Here is a 23,150-nt window from a genome sequence, read left to right as displayed (position 1 = left end):
GTATCCTATGATGAAAAAGAAAAGAATATTAATTGCATCTTTTGATATGGAAATTGGTGGAGTAGAAAGAAGTTTGATTGGTTTATTAAATACAATTGATTACAGTAAGTATGATATAGATTTAATGTTATTTAGGCATGAAGGTGGATTTTTCTCTTTATTACCTAAAGAGCCGAATTTATTAGAAGAATTGCAACAATATACTACTTTTAGAAAATCAATTAAGCAGATATTACAAGAAGGACATTTCTCAATTGGAATTACTAGGATGCTAGGAAAAGTTATGGGTGTTATGCATGGAAGATATGTAAATAGTAAAGAACCTGGATACTTTGTTATTCAATATGGATGGAGAATATCTCTTCCATTTCTTCCAAAGTTGAGGGAAGAGTATGATGTTGCTATAAGTTTTTTATGGCCACACTATTTTATAGGGGATAAAGTTCGAGCGAAAAGAAAAATTGGTTGGATTCATACTGATTATTCAAACATACAACTTAATAAAGGAATGGAATGTAAAATGTGGAGGGAAATAGATGATATCGTGGCGGTTTCTGAAAGTTGTAGAGATACATTCCTTAATAGTTTGCCTTATATTAATAAAAAGGTTCAAATAATAGAAAATATAATAGATCCTGCATTTGTCCGTGAGCAATCTAATCAAGGAGATATTACTCAAGAAATACCAGTAAATAGCGAGCGAATCAAGTTAGTTACTGTTGCTAGACTTTCGCATGCTAAGGGAATTGATAACGCTATATATGCGCTTAGAAAACTATTAGATCAAGGGTATGATATCGAGTGGTACATAGTTGGATATGGGCCTCAAGAAGCTGAACTTAAATCGTTGATAGATAAACTAGGACTTCAAGATAAATTTGTTTTACTAGGTAAGAAGATTAATCCGTATCCGTACATAAAAGCATGTGATATTTATGTGCAACCATCTAGATACGAAGGGAAGGCAGTAACAGTTCGGGAAGCACAAATTCTTAAGAAACCAGTATTAATAACTAATTTTTCAACTGCCAAAAGTCAGCTAGAGAACGGGGTAGATGGATATATTTGTCCAATGGGTATAAAGGGAATTGTCGGAGGAATAAAAAGAATGATTGATGATGTAGAATTCAAAAATGAAATTGTAAATAATGTAAGCCGAAAAAATTATGGTAATGAAATAGAAGTGGAAAAGATATATAGGTTAATTGAATTAGAATAGATTAAGTTATAAAACTAAAAAATCTTTTACTATTTATAAAAGATACTTGGGGGAATTATTTTTATGGATAATGTTTTAGTATTAGATACATCAGTAGGTTCTCTTAACAAGGGTGACGATATAATAATGAAGTGTGTAAAGCATCATCTATCTGATATAACTAAAAATGCATATGTTTTAACATTACCCACTCATGTTTCACCTTTTCATTGGTACCAAGTAGCGAGAAAATCAAATAGGGTAAAGATTTATAGTGATGCAAAATATAAGTTTGTAGGTGGTTCGAATTTGCTAGCAATGGATATGTTTACTCATTTCCCGCAGTGGAATATTAATATATTTAATTATGGGCCTTTAAAAGGGAGTATTCTGGTTGGAGTTGGTGCAGGAAAAGGGAATAAAATAAATACCTATACAAAAATGTTATATAGAAAAGTTTTATCACATGAATATATACATAGCGTTAGAGATGAAAGAACAAAAAAGTTTTTAGAAGAAATGGGGTTTAAAGCTATAAATACTGGTTGTGCAACTTTGTGGTCTTTTACGCATGATTTTTGTAGGGGAATTCCAAGTGATAAATCGGACTCAGTTGTTTTTACACTAACCCATCATTCTAAAAATCGTGAAAAGGATCAATTATTGATAGATATACTTAACAAAAGTTATGAAAATGTCTACTTCTGGATACAAGATGCTGATGATTTGGAATATTTAAAAACTTTTAGGGATATACAAGGCATGAAAATTATACCTCCTACTATAGAGGCGTATGAAAAAGTCCTAAATACAGCCGTTGATTATATTGGAACACGTTTACATGGCGGTATATTTGCTATGCGTCATAAAAAACGTGCAATAATTATCTCCATAGATGAAAGAGCTAAGGGAATGGGTGAAACGTATAATTTAAATCTGATTGATAGAGAAGATTTAAATAATCTTGAAAAAATGATACATTCAGAATTTATAACGGATGTTCAGGTGGATTTTGATGTAGTAAATCAATGGTTAAAACAGTTCTCCAATTAGCAAACGTACTATGTTAAAAATGGCGATTTATTAGGAGGCTCAAATGAATAGTATAATTCTCGATAAAATTGTCGTGAAAAATAATAGGGTTGATTATTCTTTTAGTATTAAGGGGGATTTACAAAAGTATTTTAAGACAAGTAATCATATGTTTCTTGAATATAACTATGATGTATCTGATATCCCCTTAAGTATTTTAGCTATTCCGTTTGTTGCAAATGTAGTTCCTCTTGTATGGATTACTAACTCAACAATAGTGATAAATGAATTAGATAAATCTTTTTATATTTGTTTGAATAATATAAAAAATGCATATCAAAACATGTTTCCTAGTGTGAAATTTAAAGGATCCATAGTTGTAGGAGAAATTATTGATAATGTTTACATTCCGGAACTGGAAGCGGCATCTTTATTTAGTGGTGGATTAGATGCACTTACTACATTTATAAGAATAAAAGATAAAAACCCCTTGTTAGTTACTGAATATGGATGGCATGAAAATGAAATAAAGGGTAGTAAAGTATGGGAGGCAGATAGAGAAAATGCTATGAATTTTGCAAAGATTAATGGATTAGAAAATATTTTTATACAATCTAACTATGGGACCTTTATAATTGCAGGGAACATTGACCGTGATTTTAGAGAAAAGTTAAACGATACATGGTGGCATGGATTGCATCATGGTTTAGCAATAATATCTGCAGCTATTCCAATAGCTTTTAAACTTAAGATAAAATGTATATACATTGCAAGCTCTAATTCTCCATTATATCAAGTTACTTGTGCATCTGATCCAACTGTGGATAATGAAATAAAATATGCATCTGGAACAGTCCTTCATGATGGGTACGAACTTACTAGGCAAGAAAAGATTAAAGTGGTTGTGGACCATTATTCAGCTAATAAAGAACCTGTTAATATCAGGGTATGTTTTAAAAATGAAGAAAATTGTTGTAAATGTGAAAAATGCTTAAGAACGATTATGGGAATTATTGCTGAAGGGAGAGATCCTCGTGAGTATGGTTTTAATATTCCAAGTAATCTTTTTCAGTACGTTAAAACTTCTATAAATAGCGAGGTGAAGTTTTTTACCAATACATTCATTGAAATGTATTGGAATTTAATCCAAGTGCGAATGAAACAAAATCGTGATTGTATTGCAGATAAAAATTTACTAAATTGGTTTCTAGATTATGATTTCAAGGCGCAACGAAGGAAAGCATTATTAAAATACAGGATAACAAAGTTTTTCCCTATTTTAAAGAGGAAGATTAGTGCCAAATTTAGTAGAGTGGGTACGTAAAACAACTAAAATATAGAAGGTATTACGATGAGAATACAAAACTCCTTAAAAAATATTTTATTCGGTTTGTCTGGACAAATAATTAGTATTGGTATGGGATTTATTGTTCGAACTGTTTTTATCTATAAACTCGGTATAGAATATTTAGGTGTGGATGGACTTTTTACAAGTATACTATTGATGTTTTCCCTAGCTAATTTAGGATTTGATACAGCTATAATTTATAGTTTATATAGGCCATTAGCTGAGAAGGATATTTATAAAATACAGGCATTAATGAACTTATATCAAAAAGCATATAGAATTATAGGAGTAGTAGTTTTATTGATAGGTTTATTGCTATTGCCTTTCATCCAAAATTTAATAAGTGCAGATACCGCAATAAAAGATATTAACATTATCTATCTCTTATTTTTAACAAGTTCTGTTTCATCATATTACTTTGTATATAAGCAATCTATTATTATCGCTGATCAAAGTAACTATATCATTTCTAAAATACACAGTTTGTTCATGATTATATCTAACACATTACAAATTGTTTTATTATTAATTATTAGTGATTACATTGTAGTACTAATAGCTCAATTAACATTAAAAGTAATTGAGAATATATATATTGCAAATAAGGCAAATAAATTATATCCATACTTAAAAGAAAAAAATAATGCGAAATTATCTAAGGTAGACAGAAGAGAGTTTTTCGAGAATTTGTACTCCTTGTTACTATATAAAATTAGTGGTGTAGTAATTAATGCAACTGATAATATAATTATATCGAAATTTATTGGAGTTATTTGGGTTGGTGTGTATTCGAATTATCTGCTGATTTTAAATACATTAAATACCTTCTTAGGCTATTTGTTTTATTCTATCACTGCTAGTGTTGGAAATTTGAATGTGAAAGAAAATGCAGAAAAAAAATATTTTATTTTTCGTGTAATTAACTTTTTTAATTTTTGGATATATGGATTTTGTACAGTTTGCCTTTGGAATTTAATAAATCCATTTATAACGCTCTGGTTAGGTGAGGAATATGTGTTTAATAAATATGTATTATTTTCCATATTACTTAATTTTTTTACTTCAGGAATGCAAAATACAACTACAATTTTTAGAGAGACCACAGGTTTGTTCAAAAAAGGAAAATATAGACCTATTGTAGCAGCAATTATAAATATTGTAGTTTCTATAATTCTTGCGAAACAAATAGGGATAGCCGGTGTGTTTTTAGGTACTGTTATTAGTAGATTATGTACTTACTTTTGGTATGACCCTTATATTATATTTAAAATTGTTTTTGAAAAATCTGTAAAAATATATTTTTTTAGATATATTTTGTTTGTAGTGCTTGTATTATTTTCTGTTATAGCAACGGATGTAATTGGTTATATTTTCCGTATGAATATATTTACGGATATAATAATGCGTAGTATCTTGTGCCTGATTATTCCGAATTTTATCTTTTGGATGGTGTTTAAAGAGGCAGAAGAGTATAGGTATTTCCTTAATTTAACCCGAATATTAATAAAAAAAATAAAGTCGAAAATATTAACTCGGAAAGTTTCGAATGATAATTATCTATAAAACATTATTATATTTTCACTATATCACAGTAAGGAATTCTTTATCTATGGAAGAAATTTTAGGTTGTTCTGAAAATAATAGTAGATAATAATGGGGTGTTATGTATAAAAAGCATAGTGTCTTTTTAATTATATACCTAGATGTTAAGCGTCTTGATTATTGTAAATTTAAATAGTTTAAATAAAAGGGTATTGAAATAAACACAGTTAGTAGGAAAAGAACTTTTTAGGGAAGGAGAAAGGAATTATAAAAAGGCTTTCTAAATAATGAATATCTGAAGAATAATAAAAAGTGATATTAATTCTCTTATATCCAATCAATTTACCATATTAAACATAAAATGTAGAAAAGCAAAAAAAGAGGTGTGAATTGATGTGGAGAAGAAAGGATAACCTTGGAAATTTAAATGATTTAGATTTGGTATCCAAACCTCCTTTTCATAATGACATTTTAACTTATGATAGTACGCAATTAAAATGGATTCCAAAATCATTAGAAGCTACAAATTCTACAAGTATATATGTATTAGAATTAGATAGATGGGATGTTAAGAATGATGGGACTGATGCTATCAACACTTCCCAAGGTATTAATAATGCTTTAGTTTGGGCGGCACAACAAGGATGTACGGAAGTTGTGTTACCTAGAGGAGTATATTTGATTGATAAACAAATACCCATCGAACCACAAAGTCATTTAATGTTGAATCTAAACGGTTCAACATTAAAAATGGAAACAAATAATTTGACTGGATATGCAATTATAAGCTTTCGTAGAAATCAAGTATATTCAAGGGTTACAAATGGTATTATCCAAGGAGATAGATATACACATGATTATTCTAGTGGGGGAACACATGGGGCGGGGTATGGCATTGAATTGGGGAGTTTTACTCCGCCTGCTGATGGGGGGAACAATACAAGGTTTGTATCTTTAGATAATCTAGATATTTTAGATTGTACAGGAGATGCCATTACACTGAACAGTACTTTTGGGCAGATTTCACCTTTTCCTACATCATTAGCAAGTTCATTTGAACAGGGAGCAATTAATACAACAGATGGTTCATTAGTAAGTAGTACAACAAAGATACGTTCCAATTTGCAAATTGATATGACCCAAGTGGCTATTGTAAAGTATGGTTACTTCGGTTTATATGGAAATGGATTTGGAGCATTGGGTTCTGATATAAAATGCGATTATTATGATGTCATTTTTTACGCTTCAAATAATATGTTTTTATCTTCAAAAACCAATGTACAATTCTTTGATGAAGTGGAAGCCCCTAAAGGAGCAAGTTATGCTAAAATTGTTTTGCATCAAGGGAATGTTCCTGCTCCTGCAAATTGTTTAATAAATGTTCGGGTGCCTTCTTTTCCACAATATACTTATATAGAAAAATGTAATTTACATGATTGCCGTAGACAAGGAATTAGTGTATGTGGGGCAAAGAATGTATATATTCGAGATAATGATATTCATCACATCGCAGGTACCGATCCACAAAGTGGAATAGATATTGAAGATGGATATGATTTAAATCAATATATATATATTGAAAGAAATAATTTTCATGATAATAAAAATTATAATATTATTGTTGTAAATGGGAAATTTATCTATATATCAAATAATTCTATTATGAATACCATTTCAAATGCTTATGTTGGTCTATCTATTAATAGTGGTGCAGATAGGGTAATCGTAACAGGGAATAATATCCGATTAACTAAGGTCTCTTTATTAGGAGATGTTATTTTTTCTAATAATTATGTATACGGATCGCAAATAAATGTTCAAGGTGTATATGCAAATCGATCTATTAATATACTAGATAATATTTTTTCTAATAGTAAAATGGTTATTGATACCCCCTTTCCATATGCGGTTAAAGTTGATTCCTGTCGTTTTATAAATGATGCAGATAAGCTAAATTCCTTGTCATCATTGTATCAGTGGACATTAGAGATGAAAAATGAGCCGCAAACTATCTCAAATTGTATATTTGAAGGACAAGACGTTTTGTATTTAAATTATGTACCAATAGGAACAGTTAAATCAGGATGGATATTTGAAAATATTATATTTAATAATGTTAAAACCCCAACCTTAGTTGCAGGGACATATACGAATTGCTTTTTTAAGGACGTAACCTTTTTGGGGATAACAAGCGCAGGAAGCGCTTTAGAATTAAAAGATTGCAATTTCTTTAGTATAGATAGAAATAACACGTTATTTACAGTGAATAACCTCAAAGCATTCAAGATGATTGATTGCCATATAGAAAAATCAAATGGAACGGTCTTGAATATTCAAAATGTATCTGATGATATAGTGTTAAGGGGAAATACTATAAAAATTACAAATGATACTCTTCAGAGAGCTATTATTGTTTTGGATACAGTGTTTACTGGTAAGCAAGTGGTAATCCAAAATAATAATATAAATTCCACAAATTTGATGCAAGTTGGGATAGATAATAGAACAACGAGTAGTACACCACAAGTAGTAATTCAAAATAATGTGTTGAATAATGCGAAAATTACAATTACAGGGAGAGAATTTTTGCAAGGAAATATTGTTAATGGTGTAATGGATCCAAATTAATGCATGGTGATAATTAAATTTGAATGGTTTCAAAAAGTTATGAGAAAGGAGGTAGAATGAATCTTAATAAATATGTCTATAAAGTATTATATAATGGTACGTCGTATACAATTTCATCCGCTTTTTTATTAGTTTCAGGTAGTACTTTTGCTGATAATAATGTTACATGGAAAGATTTTGGTCCAATGTAATCATTCGAAATAGTCTAATTCCTAATAGATATTATGCTTATTGACTTTTAGTTACTACTATAAAAAAGAGAAGAGCTATTATGTTTTTTATAAACATAATAGCTTTTTGTTATTACGTTAACTGCATACTACAAAATAGTATGTAGGAGAATTTTTTAATAATAAATGGGTTTTTTATATACTACTAAGCGTTGTTTATAAAATTGTTTTTGTGAATATATTTATTGAGATTTTTACAGATAGTAAGGGAAAGATACGTAGAAACTATATGAGTATTTTATAATCCCAAATATATTATTGGGAAACATACTCCTTATAAATCTATAACGTTCACACTTGCATGTCTAATATAATTTCATGTTCCTTCTTTATAAATAAGAATAGATTTTGACAGCATGTAATATTCTCTTCGATAATTATTTAGAAAAATATGGTTTATACCTATATGTCCTACTTTCTCTTACTTATTAAGTTTTAAAGTTGTGCATTATAAAAAATGTTTGCAGGTGATAAGTAAAGAGAAATTGAATACAATTCTTTAATTACAACTTGAGAACACTTAATTTCAATCCGTAATGAATACTTTGTAGATTATTTAACTTTGGAAAAGCATTTGTAATAATTTAAGGTGGAGGAATGATTGGTAATGAAGAGACTGTTTGATATCTTTATTTCTTTATTATTATTATTTTGCTTTTTTTTCGTTATTCTTTTAGTAGCAATTATAGTTAAAATCCAGATAGGATCACCTATTTTATTTAGACAACAACGTCCAGGGTTACATGGAAAACCTTTTTATCTTTATAAATTTCGCACGATGACTAATGAGCGAGATAGTAATGGGGAACTCTTACCAGATCACGCTAGATTAACTAAAGTTGGAAAATTTCTTAGGAAATATAGTTTAGACGAATTACCACAATTAATAAATGTGCTAAAAGGTCAATTAAGTTTGGTGGGCCCCCGACCATTATTAATGGAATATATGCCTCTATATTCGAAAGAGCAAGCGAAAAGGCATAATGTAAGACCGGGAATCACTGGATGGGCTCAAATTAATGGAAGAAATAGTATCTCATGGGATGAGAAATTTAAATTAGATGTATGGTATGTTGAGAATCAAAGTTTTCTTTTAGACTTGAAAATTTTATATCTAACTTTTAGTAAGGTTTTAAAGTCGGAAGGGATAACAAATAATAAGCATGTGACTATGCCAGTTTTTAAGGGGGGAATCGAGCATGGGAGAGAATGAAATGAATATTTTGTTTACTAGCTCAGGTAGGAGGGTCGCCTTAATTGAAAAATTTAAGGAGGCACTTAAACAAGAAGGAATCAAAGGCAAAATCTTTACTGCAGACTTAAAAGAAACTGCACCTACCATTTACTTTAGCGATAAGCATTTTATTGTTCCGCATGTAAATGAAGAAGGCTATATAAGTGAATTATTAAAAATATGTAGATCTGAAATGATAGATTTAATAATTCCTTTAATTGATACAGAATTAATGCTTTTGGCTAATAATGCAAAGGTTTTTGAGGGTATCGGTGTAAAAGTACTAGTTTCTAGTATGGAATTAAATAAAATAGCTAATAACAAAAAATACACGTATAACTTTTTTGTTTCTAATAATATACCTACGCCGAGAATATATAGTGATGAAGAAATTGAAAGGAAAGAATATCAATTTCCATTATTAATTAAGCCCTATGATGGAAGTTCTAGTAAAGGTGTAACAAAAATTATGAATGAAAAGGAATTAGAATTCTTCAAGGAGTATATACCTAACGCTATGATACAAGAGTATGTTTCAGGAGAAGAATATACTATAGATATAATGGTGGATTTCTATGGGAATATAAAAACGATTGTTCCTAGATTGCGTATAGAGACAAGGGCAGGTGAGGTAAGTAAAGGTATGACCAAGAAGGATATTGATATAATCAAAGCAGCAGAAATTGTAACAAAAGCTCTCCCTAATCCCATTGGCTGTATTACTTTACAATGTTTTAAAAAGGAGGATGGACAAATTACGTTTATTGAAATAAATCCACGTTTTGGTGGAGGAATTCCATTATCCATAGAAGCAGGAGCAAATTTTCCACTTTGGACAATTAAAATGTGTCAAGGAGAAGTTTTTACAGATAGAGACTTTAATTGGAGAGAAAATTTAACAATGCTTAGATATGATGAAGCAGTTTTTATGGAGAGTATTTAATATGGCGATTAAAGCAATTGTTTTTGATATGGATGATACTTTATATAAAGAGAAGGATTATGTCGTAAGTGGTTTTAAAGCAGTGGATGATTGGATTAAAGAGAATTATAAGGAAACGGAGTTTTATAATATTGCAATTCAATTATTCAATTCAGGGGAAAGAAAGTTTGTGTTTAATAAAACACTTGAAAAGTTAAACATTGATTATGATGAAAAATTCATTAGTAATTTGATAGAACGGTATAGGTTTCATAAACCAGATATTCAATTATTGGATGAAGCGGATTGGGTACTAAATAATTTAATTAATTCGGTAAAAATAGGACTAATTTCAGATGGATATTTAGTTACTCAAGAAAGAAAAATAAATGCATTAAAGTTAAAAGAGAGAGTGCATTCAATAATTCTTACTGATAAATTTGGAAAAGGATGTTGGAAGCCGAGCGAAATTCCTTATGAAAAAATAAGTAAGGAATTACAGGTGCCTCATCAGCAATGTGTCTATATAGGGGATAATTTAAGAAAGGATTTTATAACTGCCAAGAGACTGAAATGGTTAACGATTCACATTAATAGAGAAGATGGGATTTACCGTAATCTTATAGTTGAGCAACCTTATCAAGCGCATTATACAATTGATAATTTAAGAAGGTTACCTGATATACCAGTATTAAAGCATATGTTTCTAGATACATAGTATTTAAATATGTATAAAGGATGTGTTTACATGCAAATAGTTCAGCATAAAAAGCGAATCTACCTTTCCTCTCCGCACATGAGTGGAAATGAACACAAATATATTCAAAATGCATTCGATACCAACTGGGTTGCTCCTCTTGGCCCAAATGTAGATGGATTTGAAAGAGAACTTGCATCTTTTGTAGGAGTTAAAGGTGGGGCGGCAGTTAGTTCAGGTACTGCTGCTATTCATTTAGCTTTGCGATTATTAGGTGTTCAAAAGGGAGATACAGTATTTTGTTCAAGTTTTACTTTTGTAGCGAGTGCAAATCCAATTGTTTATTTGGGAGCTGAACCAGTATTTATTGACTCAGAACCAGAAACATGGAATATGTCACCGAATGCATTGGCACATGCATTGTATGAAGCTGATAAAGCGGGGAAATTACCGAAGGCTATCATTCTTGTTCATTTATACGGTCAGAGTGCTAAACTAGATGAAATTCTTTCACTTTGTAATCAATATAATGTTCCTATAGTTGAGGATGCAGCAGAATCTCTTGGATCTACATATAAAGGAAAAGCAAGCGGTACATTCGGGAAATTTGGTGTTTATTCATTTAATGGAAATAAAATTATTACAACTTCAGGTGGTGGAATGCTTGTTTCTGATGATGTAGAAGCATTAGAAAGAGCGAGGTTTTTAGCGACACAAGCAAAGGATCCAGCGCCACATTATGAGCATAGTGAGATAGGATATAATTATCGTATGAGTAATATTTTAGCTGGTATTGGTAGAGGTCAATTAGAAGTGTTAGAAGATAGGGTGAGAGCGAGAAGATCTATATATATACGGTATTACGAAGCGCTATCTCAAATGCCAGGATTTTATTTTATGCCTGAATTAGAAAATACTCGCTCAAATCGTTGGCTTACTACATTAACAATTGATGAAAAGGAATCCGGGATCTCTATTGGGAAATTATTGAGAACTTTAGCAGAAGAGAATATTGAAGCGCGTCCTATGTGGAAGCCACTTCATATACAGTCGCTCTTTAAAAGGAAGAAGTATTATCCACATAGCAAAAATGAAGATGTGTCGCAGTACCTATTTCAAAGTGGAATTTGTTTGCCTTCAGGATCTAATATGTTAGCTGAAGATCAACAAAGGGTAATTCAAGGCATTTTAAAAGCTATAGAATGGAAGAAATAAAAGAAAAGTAAGTAAAAGTGGAATTAGATTTGTATACGTACCACAAATCGTTCTTTATAATGAACGTTTTGGGCTTTCAGTTTCAATTCACATAGAAAAGGATGATTCTAGGTGTTAAATATCTATGTCTTAGTCTAAAAGTAAATTAAAGCATGTAATTGAGAAAGTAATAAAATAAATAATTTTGTTCGTTAAAAAGAATGATAAAGAGGTATGTTCAACGAATTTAATATGTAAATAGTATTTGGAGTAACTTTTCATATATTAGGAGGAAGAAATGAGCGCTATAACTGGCATTATTCACTTTACTAATGAGCCTGTATCAATTGAGCACGGAAGAGAAGTAATGAGTCGTTTATACAAATACCCTGCTGATGATATTCAAATATGGCACAAAGAAAATGCTTTTCTAGGATGCCATGCACAATGGATTACACCAGAGTCAGTTGGTGAACAATTACCCTTTTATAATTATGAAAAGCAACTGGCAATTACAGCGGATGCTATTATTGATAATCGTCATGAGTTATTTGAAAAATTACAAGTAGATTATGCGGATAGAAAGAGCATGACAGATAGTGAATTGATTTTACTCTCTTATCAAAAATGGGGGGAAGCGGCTCCAAAATATTTGGTAGGTGATTTTGCCTTTATGATTTGGGATGAGAAAAAACAAATACTTTTTGGGGCTAGAGATTTTTCTGGGAGCCGGACGCTTTATTTTTATCGTGGTGAGGAAAAGTTTTCTTTTTGCACTCTTATAAATCCGTTATTTTCTCTACCATATGTCGAGAAAAATTTGAACGAGCAGTGGCTTGCTGAATTTTTAGCTATACCTGTAAATTTCGAATCAGTAGATCCGCAGTTAACAGTTTATAAATATATAGAACAGGTGCCTCCATCACACACTATTTTGGTAAAGGAAGGCGAAGTGAAGTTTTCGCGATACTATACACCAACTGCTGGGAAAATACTTAATTTAAAATCAAATGAAGAGTATGAAGAGGCGTTTCGAGAGGTGTATCAAAGTGCAGTGAAGGCACGTTTACGAACACATCACCAAGTAGGAGCTCATTTGAGCGGAGGGCTAGACTCAGGTTCTGTCGTTAGCTTTGCTGCAAAAGATTTACGTGCTGAAAATAAAAAATTACATACGTTTAGTTATGTCCCAGTAGAAGGATTTGAAGATTGGACACACAAAGGTAGGATAGCCGACGAAAGACCATTTATTCAATCGACTGTAGAGCATGTAGGGAATATACAGGATTATTATTTAGAATTGCCAGAGAGAAGCCCACTATCGGAAATTGATGATTGGCTGGAAACAATGGAGATGCCATATAAATTTTTTGAGAATACTTTTTGGCTAAGGGGAGTTTATGAAAAAGCATCTCAGAATGGAATAGGAGTACTTCTTAGTGGTCAAAGAGGCAATTGGACAGTATCATGGGGACCTATTTTAGATTACCAGGCAATGTTGTTAAAAAAGCTACATTGGATTCGTTTTTATCGTGAACTACATTTATATAGTAGAAATATAGGGGTAAAAAAATCACGTGTTTTTGAAGTGGTAAGAAGAAAGGCTTTTCCGTATTTGTTTCAGTTACTTTCTTCAGAGAAACAAGATGTTTTTCCAACAATAATCAATCCGGAGTTTGCTAAAAAAGTGAATGTTTTTAATAGACTCAAAGAACAGGATATCGATATAACGGGTATGTCTATCTTAAATGCATATGACATGAAAAGAGAGCAGTTCGAAAAAACATATTATTGGAGTATAAACGGAACGTATGAAACGAAATTATCGTTACGTTATGCTTTATGGGATCGTGATCCTACAAATGACTTACGCGTTATTCAATTTTGTTTGTCAGTCCCGGAAGAACAGTATGTTCAAAATGGTTTAGATCGATCTCTGATCCGGAGAGCTACAAAAAATTTTCTTCCTGATAAGGTAAGATTAAATCAGCGGGTTCGAGGTGTTCAAGGTGCAGATGGTGTTTACCGTATGGCTCCTTTTTGGAATGAATTTATTGAGGAAGTTGAAGAACTTAGTGTAGATCCAGTAATTTCTGAATTTCTAAATGTGGAGGTAATTAAGAAAGCTATCTCAAAAATTTGTAGAGAGCCTAGACCTGAATATGCATTTGATTTAGATTTTAGAATTTTAATGCGTAGCTTAATCTTCTATCGATTTATAAAAAAATCAATATGAAAGGGGGTGATACGTGTGAAAAAGGAATGGAAACAACCTGTATTAGAAGTGCTTAATGTTAATATGACTATGGCGGGGCCAGGACATAAAACTCCTGACGCGGTTCAACCTGATCCAGATGATCCGGTGAAGTTTAGTTAAGTTATGAAAAAATAAAGCTCTTATATAGCTTTATTATATAAGAGCTTTCAAAAAAAATGACAATGTGGGGTGAATGGGGTGATTGATTTTATGGGGAATGTGCTATATCAGGCCTTTGGGTTAAAAATAGTAAGTGAAATTCCATTACCCGAATTGTCTCAGTTGAATGAAAAGAAAGAGATGGCAGATATCCAAATTGAAATAACTGATTTATCTGAACGATGGAATGAATATAACGAAGAACAGCAAAAAACAATTGTAGTGGAAGATGAGGTAGTGATGTTTCATGTTCCTCAAACTGCAATATTTTCTATCCAAGCAGGCGAAAAAATTACTTTTTCACCTATGCCAGAGGCAGATGAAAATAAAATACGACTCTATATTTTGGGAACTTGTATGGGAGCGCTTTTAATGCAGCGCAAAATACTCCCGTTGCATGGAAGTGTAATTGCTATAGATGGGAAAGCATATGCTTTAATTGGTGATTCAGGAGCCGGAAAATCAACGTTAGCCTCGGCTTTTTTGAGTAAAGGATATCAGCTTTTAAGTGATGATGTAGTTGCCGTGTCTCTTTTAAATCAAAATACTGCAATAGTTCATCCGTCTTACGCGCAACAAAAATTATGGCAAGAAAGTTTAAACGAGTTTGGAATGGAAATAGCGCAATATAGCCCTTTGTTTGAAAGGGAAACGAAGTATGCTGTTCCTGTAAATTCTCAATTCTTTCCTGACCCATTACCTCTTGCAGGTGTTATTGAATTAGTAAAAACGCAGGGAGAAGATATTGAGATGACCCGTATAGAAGGGCTCGCACGCTTGTATAAATTATACCGCCATACTTTTAGGAATTCTTTGGTTTCTAAATTAGGATTGATGGAATGGCATTTTGAAACTTCATCTAATATTGCAAGTGGAATGGAAATGTTTCAAGTAAGCCGCCCGATTTCAAGATTTACAGCTCATGAGCTTGTGAAAGTTATTTTAAATACTATACAGAAAGGGAGTATGGCTGATGGTTGTCCACGCGAGAAAAATATCATTAGAACATAACGTTGTTCAAAGTAAAGGTAATATAGTAAGCGATATGGATGGAGAAAAAGTTATGTTAAATGTCCAGAAAGGAAATTACTATAACTTAGGTGAAATAGGCGGAGAAATATGGGAGCTCATTGAAAAGCCAATAATAATTAATCAGCTTGTTACTACGCTGGTATCTAACTATGATATTGAACGAAAAGATTGTGAAGAGCAAGTTCTTTCCTTTTTAGAATGTTTGTTCCAAGAAGGTTTAATTCAAATAAAAGATCAGCCTAATAGATAGATTCATAATTTCGAAAGAACTGCTAGGAAGGGATTTATGAATATTGTGAAAAGGTTAAGGATATTTTTATCAATGAACATGAAAACAAAGCTTTTACTTTTAGAGGCTTTTATTTTTTTAGGATGGGCACGTGTACTAAAAAGTATTACATTTTCCAAAGTTGCACCTTCTTTAGGAGATTACATGAGTGAAACGTCAAGTGCTCATATTCAACTGCACGGAGATACACTAAAAAAGGTGTCCGAAGCTATTTCTATTATGAGTCGTTATACTTTTTGGGAAAGTCAATGTCTTGTTAAAGCCATAGCTGGGATGAAAATGCTCGAAAAACGTCACATTGAGAGTACTCTTTATTTAGGAACTGCTAAGGATAGTCATGGGGAATTAATTGCACATGCATGGTTACGTAGCGGTTCTTTTTATGTTACTGGATCGGAAGGAATGGAGAAATTCACTGTTGTTGGATCATTTGCAAAGAGGCTAAGTGAGAACACTATTAAAGGAGAGTAAAATGAAGAAAGATTTTGGTCTTAATGTAGAGTTCATGTCTAAGGAATTGAAACTTCTTTGTGCAATTTTGAAGTTACAAGATGACGCAACAATGCAAATTTACAGTAATGAATGGTTTTCGGATATTGATTGGGAGGTATTTCTTGAGCAAGCCGTGCATCATCGCGTTTATCCGGTGATATATCAAAAACTTAAACATGAGGATGAGGAACTGATTCCTTCACATATTGTACAAGCCTTGAATAGAAAATATAAAAGAAATACATTTCAAATGCTTTATTTAAGTGCTGAAATGGAACGAATAAATAAACTATGTAATGAAAATGAGATTCGTACGATTTTTCTAAAAGGGCCTGTACTATCTCAGGACCTATATGGAGATATTTCTTTCCGAACATCCTGTGATTTGGACGTTCTTATTCCTATTCAAAATTTAGAAAAAGTAGAAAAACTACTTTTAGAGCAGGGATATGTGAAAGATGATTATATTCAAACGATATTAAATGATTGGAAATGGAGGCATCATCATATAACATTTTTCCATCCAACAAAGCAGATCAAGCTTGAAATTCATTGGAGGTTAAATCCCGGACCTGGTAAGGAACCTGGGTTTGAAGAGCTTTGGAAGCGAAAGAGAAAGAGTACACTTACGAGTAATTCGGTATATATGTTAGGGAAGGAAGACTTATTTTTATTTCTTGTATCTCATGGCGCTAGACATGGTTGGTCCAGATTGCGCTGGTTAGTAGATATAAAAAAAATTGTCGATCAAGATCTTAATTGGAGTGAGATTCATAAATTAATGAGAAAATATCAAATGCTTCATTTAGGAGGACAAGCGTTAATTTTGGCAGCTCAATTGCTAGGTGTACGATTAGATGAAAGAATGATGGAATTAGTAGCTAAAAAACATTCAAAACAGTTAGCGCAAGAAGCGTTATTTTATTTCAAGCAAATGATAAACTTACATACCGATCCTGTTCCTGAAGAAGTACTTGCTTATCATAGTAGGCATTTATTTTCGCTAATGTCTAATCAGCAAAAGATTTTATATATTATGAGCCAACTATATCCTTATCCAATTGATGCAAAAACATTACCGCTACCTAAATTTCTTCATTTTTTATATTTTCCTTTACGTCCGTTTCTATGTCTTTGGAGGAGAACAAAGAAGCTTGCTTTGTTATAGGGGGAACATCGATGAATCATATTATATATTTTATGAAGAAATTATACTCTTCTGCAGGGAAAATTCTGTATGTGAATTTGTTTGGTATGGTTTTAATAAGTTTACTTGAAGGGATAGGTATTATTTTATTAATTCCAATGATAAGTATGACTGGAATAATCAATATAGGCGAGGAGACTTCTTTTATTGCGCCTGTCTATAATCTTTTACAGAATTCCCCTAAAACCATAAGTCTAACCTCTATTTTAGGTATATATGTATTAATAGTGTTAGGTCAAAATCTACTACAAAGAAACATAACGCTACGGGATGCAAAAACTCAACAAGCTTTTATAAGGAAATTAAGAATAGACACATATAGTATGATTTTAAAAGCAAAGTGGAGTTTTTTTTTAGAGAAAAGGAAAACAAATCTAATAAATATATTAACGACAGAATTAGCTCGTGTTAGTTATGGGATTAATTTAATTTTACAATTGTTAGCTTCTGTTCTTTTTACATTTATACAGGTGGGGTTTGCGTTTTTATTATCTCCCAAAATAACTATATTTGTTTTAGGATTTGGATTATTGTTCTTGGCAGCTTCTCGTATTTTTATAAAAAAAGCACGAATACTAGGCGGTAAGACCTCAGAATTGGCACAAAGTTATCTTTCTGGTATAACAGATCATTTCAATGGAATTAAAGATATAAAGAGTAATGCCTTGGAAGTATCACGTTTGGATTGGTTCCAATCTATAACAGAAAAGATGAGTAACGAACAAATGGAGTATATGAGAATTAGGTCGAATTCTCAATTGTTTTATAAAGTTTCAATGGCTATTTTAATTGCATTTTTCATATTTTTATCAATAAGTATGTTTCAAGCGCAACCTGCCCAATTACTATTAATCATTCTCATATTCTCCAGACTATGGCCACGCTTTACGGCGATTCAGTCTAATTTAGAACAGCTTGCTGCAAGTATTCCTGCTTTTAAATCTTTATGGGAATTACAAGAGGAGTGTAATGAAGCAATTGAAATGCAGGATATATATCAGCAAAAACATATAAAGCCGATTTGTATAGAACAAGGTATTGAATGCAAGGATGTTTACTTTCGTTATAATAAGCAAGAATCTTTATATGCGCTTCAAAATATTAATGTGCAAATTCCAATAAATAGTATGACGGCAATTGTAGGACATTCTGGTGCTGGGAAAAGTACATTAATTGATGTTTTAATGGGATTAATCCAACCAGAAAAAGGTCAAGTGCTAATAGATAGTACTCCTCTTACAACTGATAATTTATTGTCATTAAGACGGGCTATTAGCTATGTACCACAAGACCCATTCTTATTTAATGCTAGTATAAGAGAAAATTTATTGATGATTGATCCGAATGCAAGTGAAGAACAAATTTGGGCTGCATTAGAATTTGCGGCGGCAGCTGAATTTGTACGAATGCTTCCAAATGGGCTTGATACACTGATTGGAGATCGTGGGGTGAGACTTTCAGGTGGTGAACGCCAGCGACTTGTATTAGCCCGGGCCATTTTAAGACAACCGACCATTTTAGTATTAGATGAGGCTACGAGTGCGTTAGATACTGAAAATGAGGTGAAAATCCAATCAGCATTAGAAAGGTTGAAAGGAACGATGACAATTATTGTTATTGCGCATCGTTTATCTACGATACGCAATGCAGATCAAGTTATTGTTTTAGGAAAAGGTGAAATTGTTCAAAAAGGTGAATTTAATCAATTAGCTAAAGAGAGGAAAGGTGTGTTTCGTAATTTATTAGGGTCACAAATGGAAGTTGGCTCTTAGAGGAGAAAGAGTGAATGAAGTCTTGTATGAATGTAATTCGAATCGAATAAAAGCCCGAATAATGGTCAGTTACAATAGATCTTATTCGGGCTTTTATTGGTGCTTTTTCTAAATTTAGGGAATAAATATAAATGGATAAAACAGGTACTGTGTATTGAACAGTACTAAAGTAAGAAAGGAGAATTGTACCTGAACGTTCTTATCAAGATGTAAAAGTAAATTCATCCGCTGGACAAATAGAAATAAGTGATGTGACAAGTGAACGCGTAAGTGTTGGAGTACTCGCCGGAGATGTGGATTTGAAACATGTAACAGCTAAGAATGTGGAGGGATCTACAAAAGCTGGTGAGGTGAATTATAAAAAGGTTATAGGGAAAGTAACAGTAAAAACGGCTAGTGGGGATGTAGATAGTATTGACCATGATGCCAAATATGATTTAGAGGCAAGTTCAACTGCTGGAAATGTTACTATAGAAACGCGTTAATAATTAATGAAATGCATTCTTTTGAATGAAAGGAATCCTATCAAAATATAAAAAGAAGATAATTACCTATATAAATAAGGTGATTATCTTCTTTTTATTATTTTTTAATGCAAATCACGATATACACCAATTACTTTTCCGATAACTGACACTTGCTTTAGAATGATAGGTTCTAATGAAGAGTTTTCAGGTTGTAGACGGAAATGGTCTTTTTCTTTATAGAAGCGTTTCACCGTTGCTTCGTTGTCTTCTGTTAAGGCAACGACAATTTCACCGTTGTAAGCAGATTGTTGTTGGCGTACAACAACTAAATCTCCGTCGAAAATACCCGCTTCAATCATACTATCTCCAGAAATACGTAACATAAACACTTGGTCTGCTCCAGCAACAATGCTAGCAGGGAGTGGGAAGTGCTCCTCTACACTTTCAACCGCTGTAATTGGTAATCCAGCAGTAACTTTTCCGACGATTGGAACTTGAATAACAGATTGTGTTTCTGTATCCATTCGGTCATCACCTAAAATTTCGATTGCTCGTGGTTTTGTTGGATCGCGTCGGATATAGCCCTTTTCTTCTAGTCGTGATAAATGTCCGTGCACTGTAGAACTAGAAGCGAGGCCGACTGCTTGACCGATTTCACGTACGGAAGGTGGATATCCTTTTTCTTGTACTTTTAGCTTAATAAAGTCGAGAATGTCTTGCTGGCGTTTCGTTAACTTTTCCATGTTTTCTAACACCTCGTTTTCTTTCATTTTTCTTATTAATAAGTATAACATGTGAAAAAACATTCTACAAACATAAGTTCGAACAAAAGGCAAATTTATGTTACACTAGAGAGAAAATATAGCGAGAAAGAGGGGTTCAAAATGAATGCAATTATTTATGCACGTGTGAGTACAACAAAAGAAGCGCAGGAAACATCATTATTACGTCAAAAAGATGAATTATTGCATTTAGCTGAGCGCTATCAAATGAATGTTACAAAGGTGATTGAGGAGCAGGCTAGTGGCTATACAATTGAACGTGATGGCATATTAGAAGTATTAGATACAATTCGAGACGAACAAATTGATGTGCTACTTATTCAAGATGAAACGCGCCTTGGTAGGGGAAATGCGAAGATTGCATTAATGCACTGTTTACATAAAGAAGGAATAAAAGTGTATACGCATACGCATAATGGTGAATTACAATTGTCGGATTCTGATTCGATGGTATTAGATATTATTGGTATTGTTGAAGAATATCAAAGAAAGATTCATAACTTAAAAATTAAACGTGGCATGCAACGCGCAGTTGAAAAAGGTTATCGCCCAGAAAATAATTTAAAAAATCGTCATTTAAGCATAGGAAGAGAGAAAAAAGAAGTGCCAATTGAGGAAATTGTACGTTTGCGTAGGAGTGAACTTACTTTCGAAGAAATTGCAGCAACGCTTCGTGGCTTTGGTCACAATGTTTCGAAAGCGACTGTACATCGTAGATATGTAGAGTATACAAAGCAATTGCTTGATAAAGAAGAGTAACTATTGTATGATAATAATCAGTTTTGATTAGAAGGGGGATTCGAGATGCTTAGTCACGAACTCGTTGAACGCATTAACTTCTTAGCGAAAAAAGCAAAAGCTGAAGGTTTAACTGAAGAAGAACAACGTGAGCGTCAATCGCTACGTGAACAATATTTAAAAGGATTTCGTCAAAATATGTTAAACGAACTTAAAGGAATTAAAGTCGTTAACGAAAAAGGCACAGATGTTACGCCGGCGAAATTAAAAGCTTTAAAAAAGCAAGATAATGCAAAATTAAATTAAAAGATGGGCGAAGCCCATCTTTTTTATTTGTTAAAATCGTTATGTAATAACTTTCCAGTTGTTATTCACTGTTGCTTTTATCGTTTTATGTTCCAATATATAATTAGCGATAAGTTCAGACATATCTGTTGGTATGTCTTTTACTACGGGCTTATTTTGAAACATAAAATAGTTCCCGCCACCGCTTGCACGATAATTATTCATAACAACGTCATATTCTTCATTCATATTAAGAGGAGCACCTTTATACTGTAAAGACTCTACTCTCTCACCAATTGGTTTTGAAATGTTTAATATATACGAAATCCCTTCCCACATATCGTAATTATAGTGCGCAGACTTTGGTTCTATGAATACAGGATTAACAATTATATCTCCATCTTCATTTAATGTGAAATAAGTAGCAGAGAGTTCGAGAGCATCTTTTATATCTGCTCCAGTCACTCGAATAACTTTTAATGTGTTTGGGTAAATATAATTGGAAACGATATTTCGCATTGTGACATGTTTCGGGAATCCTGTAGATGTATTATGAAACAAACTTGTACAAGAAATTGAAACGTTAGCTATCTCCATCTGTATTTTATTTATGAATTCAATAAAAGGATGGTCTTGCAAACGAGTTTGCATAGCATCTGAAATTTGCATGTCCCCGTGGATGATTCCAATAGGTTGATCGAGCCATTTTTGTGTTTTCTCTTCATAATCGGCTACCAAGGAAAGAACATCTGGATCTGCCTCAATTCCTTGCACAGTCAAAAGTTCTGAATAACTCTCTTTTTTTACCCACTCTTGTTCCGTTTTTTCAAATGTTACTGTTACTTTTCCAACTGAATGTCCATTACATCCAGTCTGTAAAATTGTTACACCATTATCCAAAGTTTGGGCAATTTCTCGGTGTTGGTGGCCTGTGAGTATAATATCTATGCCTTCAATTTCATGACACATTGCATATCCTTGGTTTTCGCCTGTTAAAGCTTCAGTCGGTACACCAGTTTGCAAATCGCGTTCAAATCCCCCGTGATAAGCTACGACTAGTAAATCTGGTTTCTCGTGTTCGCGGATGTAAGAAACCCACTTTTTTGTAGTTTCTAATGCATCTTCAAATAGTAAATCTTTAATATGGTGGGCTTGTTCCCAATTTGGGATGTAATGCGTTGTTACTCCTAAAATAGCAATTTTTATATTTGATTCGATATGTTTTATTATATAAGGTTTCCCGAAATAAGGTTCTTTTATGTTTTTATCTAAAATATTTGCTGATAAGTACGGGAAGGTTGCAGTATCTACAGCACGATTTAATATATCCATTCCATAATTAAATTCATGATTGCCGATAATTGCAGTGTCATACTCTAAGTAGTTGGCTAATAAGGACATTGGATTTTTCTTATCTTTTTCGTATGTAGCGTAATGATAAGTAAAAGGTGTTCCTTGTATAAAATCACCGTTATCAATTAAAAGAACGTTTGCATTTTGAGAACGTTCTTTTTTTATAAGAGTAGAAATTTTAGCTAAACCAATTTCTGCTTTGGAGTTATCTTGGTAGTGAATTGGATACGCAGTACCATGTACATCACTTGTTAATAAAATATTTAAAGTTACAATTTGATTTTGATTCAAC

The 23,150-nt window shown here is 32.3% G+C and carries 20 protein-coding genes and 1 pseudogene; 19 read left to right on the top strand and 2 right to left on the bottom strand.

Annotated elements, in window-relative coordinates:
• Positions 1 to 10 precede the first annotated feature (10 nt).
• From ACQKNR_RS01060 to ACQKNR_RS00980, 17 genes and pseudogenes are all read left to right on the top strand, one after another.
• A complete protein-coding gene (locus ACQKNR_RS01060) occupies positions 11 to 1,219 on the top strand; it encodes a glycosyltransferase (RefSeq protein ID WP_427315788.1) in 1,209 nt (402 codons plus the stop codon).
• A 63-nt stretch (positions 1,220 to 1,282) separates the two neighbouring features.
• The gene (locus ACQKNR_RS01055; RefSeq protein ID WP_427314751.1) at positions 1,283 to 2,251 is read left to right on the top strand and encodes a polysaccharide pyruvyl transferase family protein; all 969 of its coding nucleotides are present in this window, start codon (positions 1,283 to 1,285) and stop codon (positions 2,249 to 2,251) included.
• 43 nt (positions 2,252 to 2,294) lie between these two features.
• A complete protein-coding gene (locus ACQKNR_RS01050) occupies positions 2,295 to 3,554 on the top strand; it encodes a peptidase (RefSeq protein ID WP_427314749.1) in 1,260 nt (419 codons plus the stop codon).
• Between the two features lie 27 nt (positions 3,555 to 3,581).
• Complete coding sequence (locus ACQKNR_RS01045; protein WP_427314748.1) at positions 3,582 to 5,141, top strand: lipopolysaccharide biosynthesis protein; 1,560 nt, start codon at positions 3,582 to 3,584, stop codon at positions 5,139 to 5,141.
• 372 nt (positions 5,142 to 5,513) lie between these two features.
• Complete coding sequence (locus ACQKNR_RS01040; protein WP_427314746.1) at positions 5,514 to 7,748, top strand: right-handed parallel beta-helix repeat-containing protein; 2,235 nt, start codon at positions 5,514 to 5,516, stop codon at positions 7,746 to 7,748.
• Between the two features lie 837 nt (positions 7,749 to 8,585).
• Positions 8,586 to 9,191, top strand: coding sequence for a sugar transferase (locus ACQKNR_RS01035; protein ID WP_427315786.1), 606 nt, complete (start codon positions 8,586 to 8,588; stop codon positions 9,189 to 9,191).
• Positions 9,178 to 10,155 carry an ATP-grasp domain-containing protein gene (locus tag ACQKNR_RS01030; protein ID WP_427314744.1) on the top strand — a complete coding sequence of 326 codons (978 nt, stop codon included), beginning with the start codon at positions 9,178 to 9,180 and terminating at the stop codon, positions 10,153 to 10,155. Before ACQKNR_RS01035 ends, ACQKNR_RS01030 begins: the two co-directional genes overlap by 14 nt.
• A 1-nt stretch (position 10,156) precedes the next feature.
• Positions 10,157 to 10,852, top strand: coding sequence for an HAD family hydrolase (locus tag ACQKNR_RS01025; protein ID WP_427314742.1), 696 nt, complete (start codon positions 10,157 to 10,159; stop codon positions 10,850 to 10,852).
• A gap of 30 nt (positions 10,853 to 10,882) precedes the next feature.
• Positions 10,883 to 12,046: an aminotransferase class I/II-fold pyridoxal phosphate-dependent enzyme gene (locus ACQKNR_RS01020; protein ID WP_427314740.1), complete on the top strand. Its 1,164-nt coding sequence runs from the start codon at positions 10,883 to 10,885 to the stop codon at positions 12,044 to 12,046.
• Positions 12,047 to 12,323: 277 nt separating this feature from the next.
• Complete coding sequence (locus tag ACQKNR_RS01015) at positions 12,324 to 14,261, top strand: lasso peptide isopeptide bond-forming cyclase (RefSeq protein WP_427314738.1); 1,938 nt, start codon at positions 12,324 to 12,326, stop codon at positions 14,259 to 14,261.
• Between the two features lie 15 nt (positions 14,262 to 14,276).
• Positions 14,277 to 14,402, top strand: a complete 126-nt coding sequence (locus ACQKNR_RS01010; protein ID WP_427314736.1) for a paeninodin family lasso peptide — start codon at positions 14,277 to 14,279, stop codon at positions 14,400 to 14,402.
• A 78-nt stretch (positions 14,403 to 14,480) separates the two neighbouring features.
• Complete coding sequence (locus ACQKNR_RS01005; protein WP_427314734.1) at positions 14,481 to 15,452, top strand: HPr kinase/phosphorylase; 972 nt, start codon at positions 14,481 to 14,483, stop codon at positions 15,450 to 15,452.
• Positions 15,415 to 15,723 carry a lasso peptide biosynthesis PqqD family chaperone gene (locus tag ACQKNR_RS01000; RefSeq protein WP_427314732.1) on the top strand — a complete coding sequence of 103 codons (309 nt, stop codon included), beginning with the start codon at positions 15,415 to 15,417 and terminating at the stop codon, positions 15,721 to 15,723. Before ACQKNR_RS01005 ends, ACQKNR_RS01000 begins: the two co-directional genes overlap by 38 nt.
• Positions 15,724 to 15,759: 36 nt before the next feature.
• Entirely contained in the window at positions 15,760 to 16,233 is a 474-nt protein-coding gene (locus ACQKNR_RS00995; protein ID WP_427314730.1) for a lasso peptide biosynthesis B2 protein, read from the top strand.
• A 1-nt stretch (position 16,234) separates the two neighbouring features.
• The gene (locus ACQKNR_RS00990; protein ID WP_427314728.1) at positions 16,235 to 17,422 is read left to right on the top strand and encodes a nucleotidyltransferase domain-containing protein; all 1,188 of its coding nucleotides are present in this window, start codon (positions 16,235 to 16,237) and stop codon (positions 17,420 to 17,422) included.
• Between the two features lie 11 nt (positions 17,423 to 17,433).
• Positions 17,434 to 19,233: an ABC transporter ATP-binding protein gene (locus ACQKNR_RS00985; protein WP_427314726.1), complete on the top strand. Its 1,800-nt coding sequence runs from the start codon at positions 17,434 to 17,436 to the stop codon at positions 19,231 to 19,233.
• A 182-nt stretch (positions 19,234 to 19,415) separates the two neighbouring features.
• Positions 19,416 to 19,706 (top strand): annotated as a pseudogene (locus ACQKNR_RS00980) (DUF4097 family beta strand repeat-containing protein); the annotation flags it as partial.
• A gap of 116 nt (positions 19,707 to 19,822) precedes the next feature.
• Here ACQKNR_RS00980 and lexA read toward each other — a convergent pair.
• Positions 19,823 to 20,443: a transcriptional repressor LexA gene (gene lexA / locus ACQKNR_RS00975; RefSeq protein WP_193414543.1), complete on the bottom strand. Its 621-nt coding sequence runs from the start codon at positions 20,441 to 20,443 to the stop codon at positions 19,823 to 19,825.
• A gap of 141 nt (positions 20,444 to 20,584) precedes the next feature.
• Between lexA and ACQKNR_RS00970 the strand changes: the two genes are divergently transcribed.
• Both ACQKNR_RS00970 and ACQKNR_RS00965 read left to right on the top strand, forming a co-directional pair.
• Positions 20,585 to 21,241, top strand: a complete 657-nt coding sequence (locus tag ACQKNR_RS00970; RefSeq protein ID WP_193414544.1) for a YneB family resolvase-like protein — start codon at positions 20,585 to 20,587, stop codon at positions 21,239 to 21,241.
• A 45-nt stretch (positions 21,242 to 21,286) separates the two neighbouring features.
• The gene (locus ACQKNR_RS00965; protein ID WP_427314723.1) at positions 21,287 to 21,526 is read left to right on the top strand and encodes a DUF896 domain-containing protein; all 240 of its coding nucleotides are present in this window, start codon (positions 21,287 to 21,289) and stop codon (positions 21,524 to 21,526) included.
• A 39-nt stretch (positions 21,527 to 21,565) separates the two neighbouring features.
• Here ACQKNR_RS00965 and ACQKNR_RS00960 read toward each other — a convergent pair whose 3' ends face one another.
• A complete protein-coding gene (locus tag ACQKNR_RS00960; protein ID WP_427314722.1) occupies positions 21,566 to 23,149 on the bottom strand; it encodes a bifunctional metallophosphatase/5'-nucleotidase in 1,584 nt (527 codons plus the stop codon).
• Position 23,150 lies beyond the last annotated feature (1 nt).

It is taken from the genome of Bacillus sp. NPDC094077, from assembly GCF_050279465.1.
Classification (GTDB): domain Bacteria; phylum Bacillota; class Bacilli; order Bacillales; family Bacillaceae_G; genus Bacillus_A.
The sequence above is the reverse complement of the archived record's forward strand: the minus strand, read 5'-3'. Positions and strand labels throughout refer to the sequence as shown.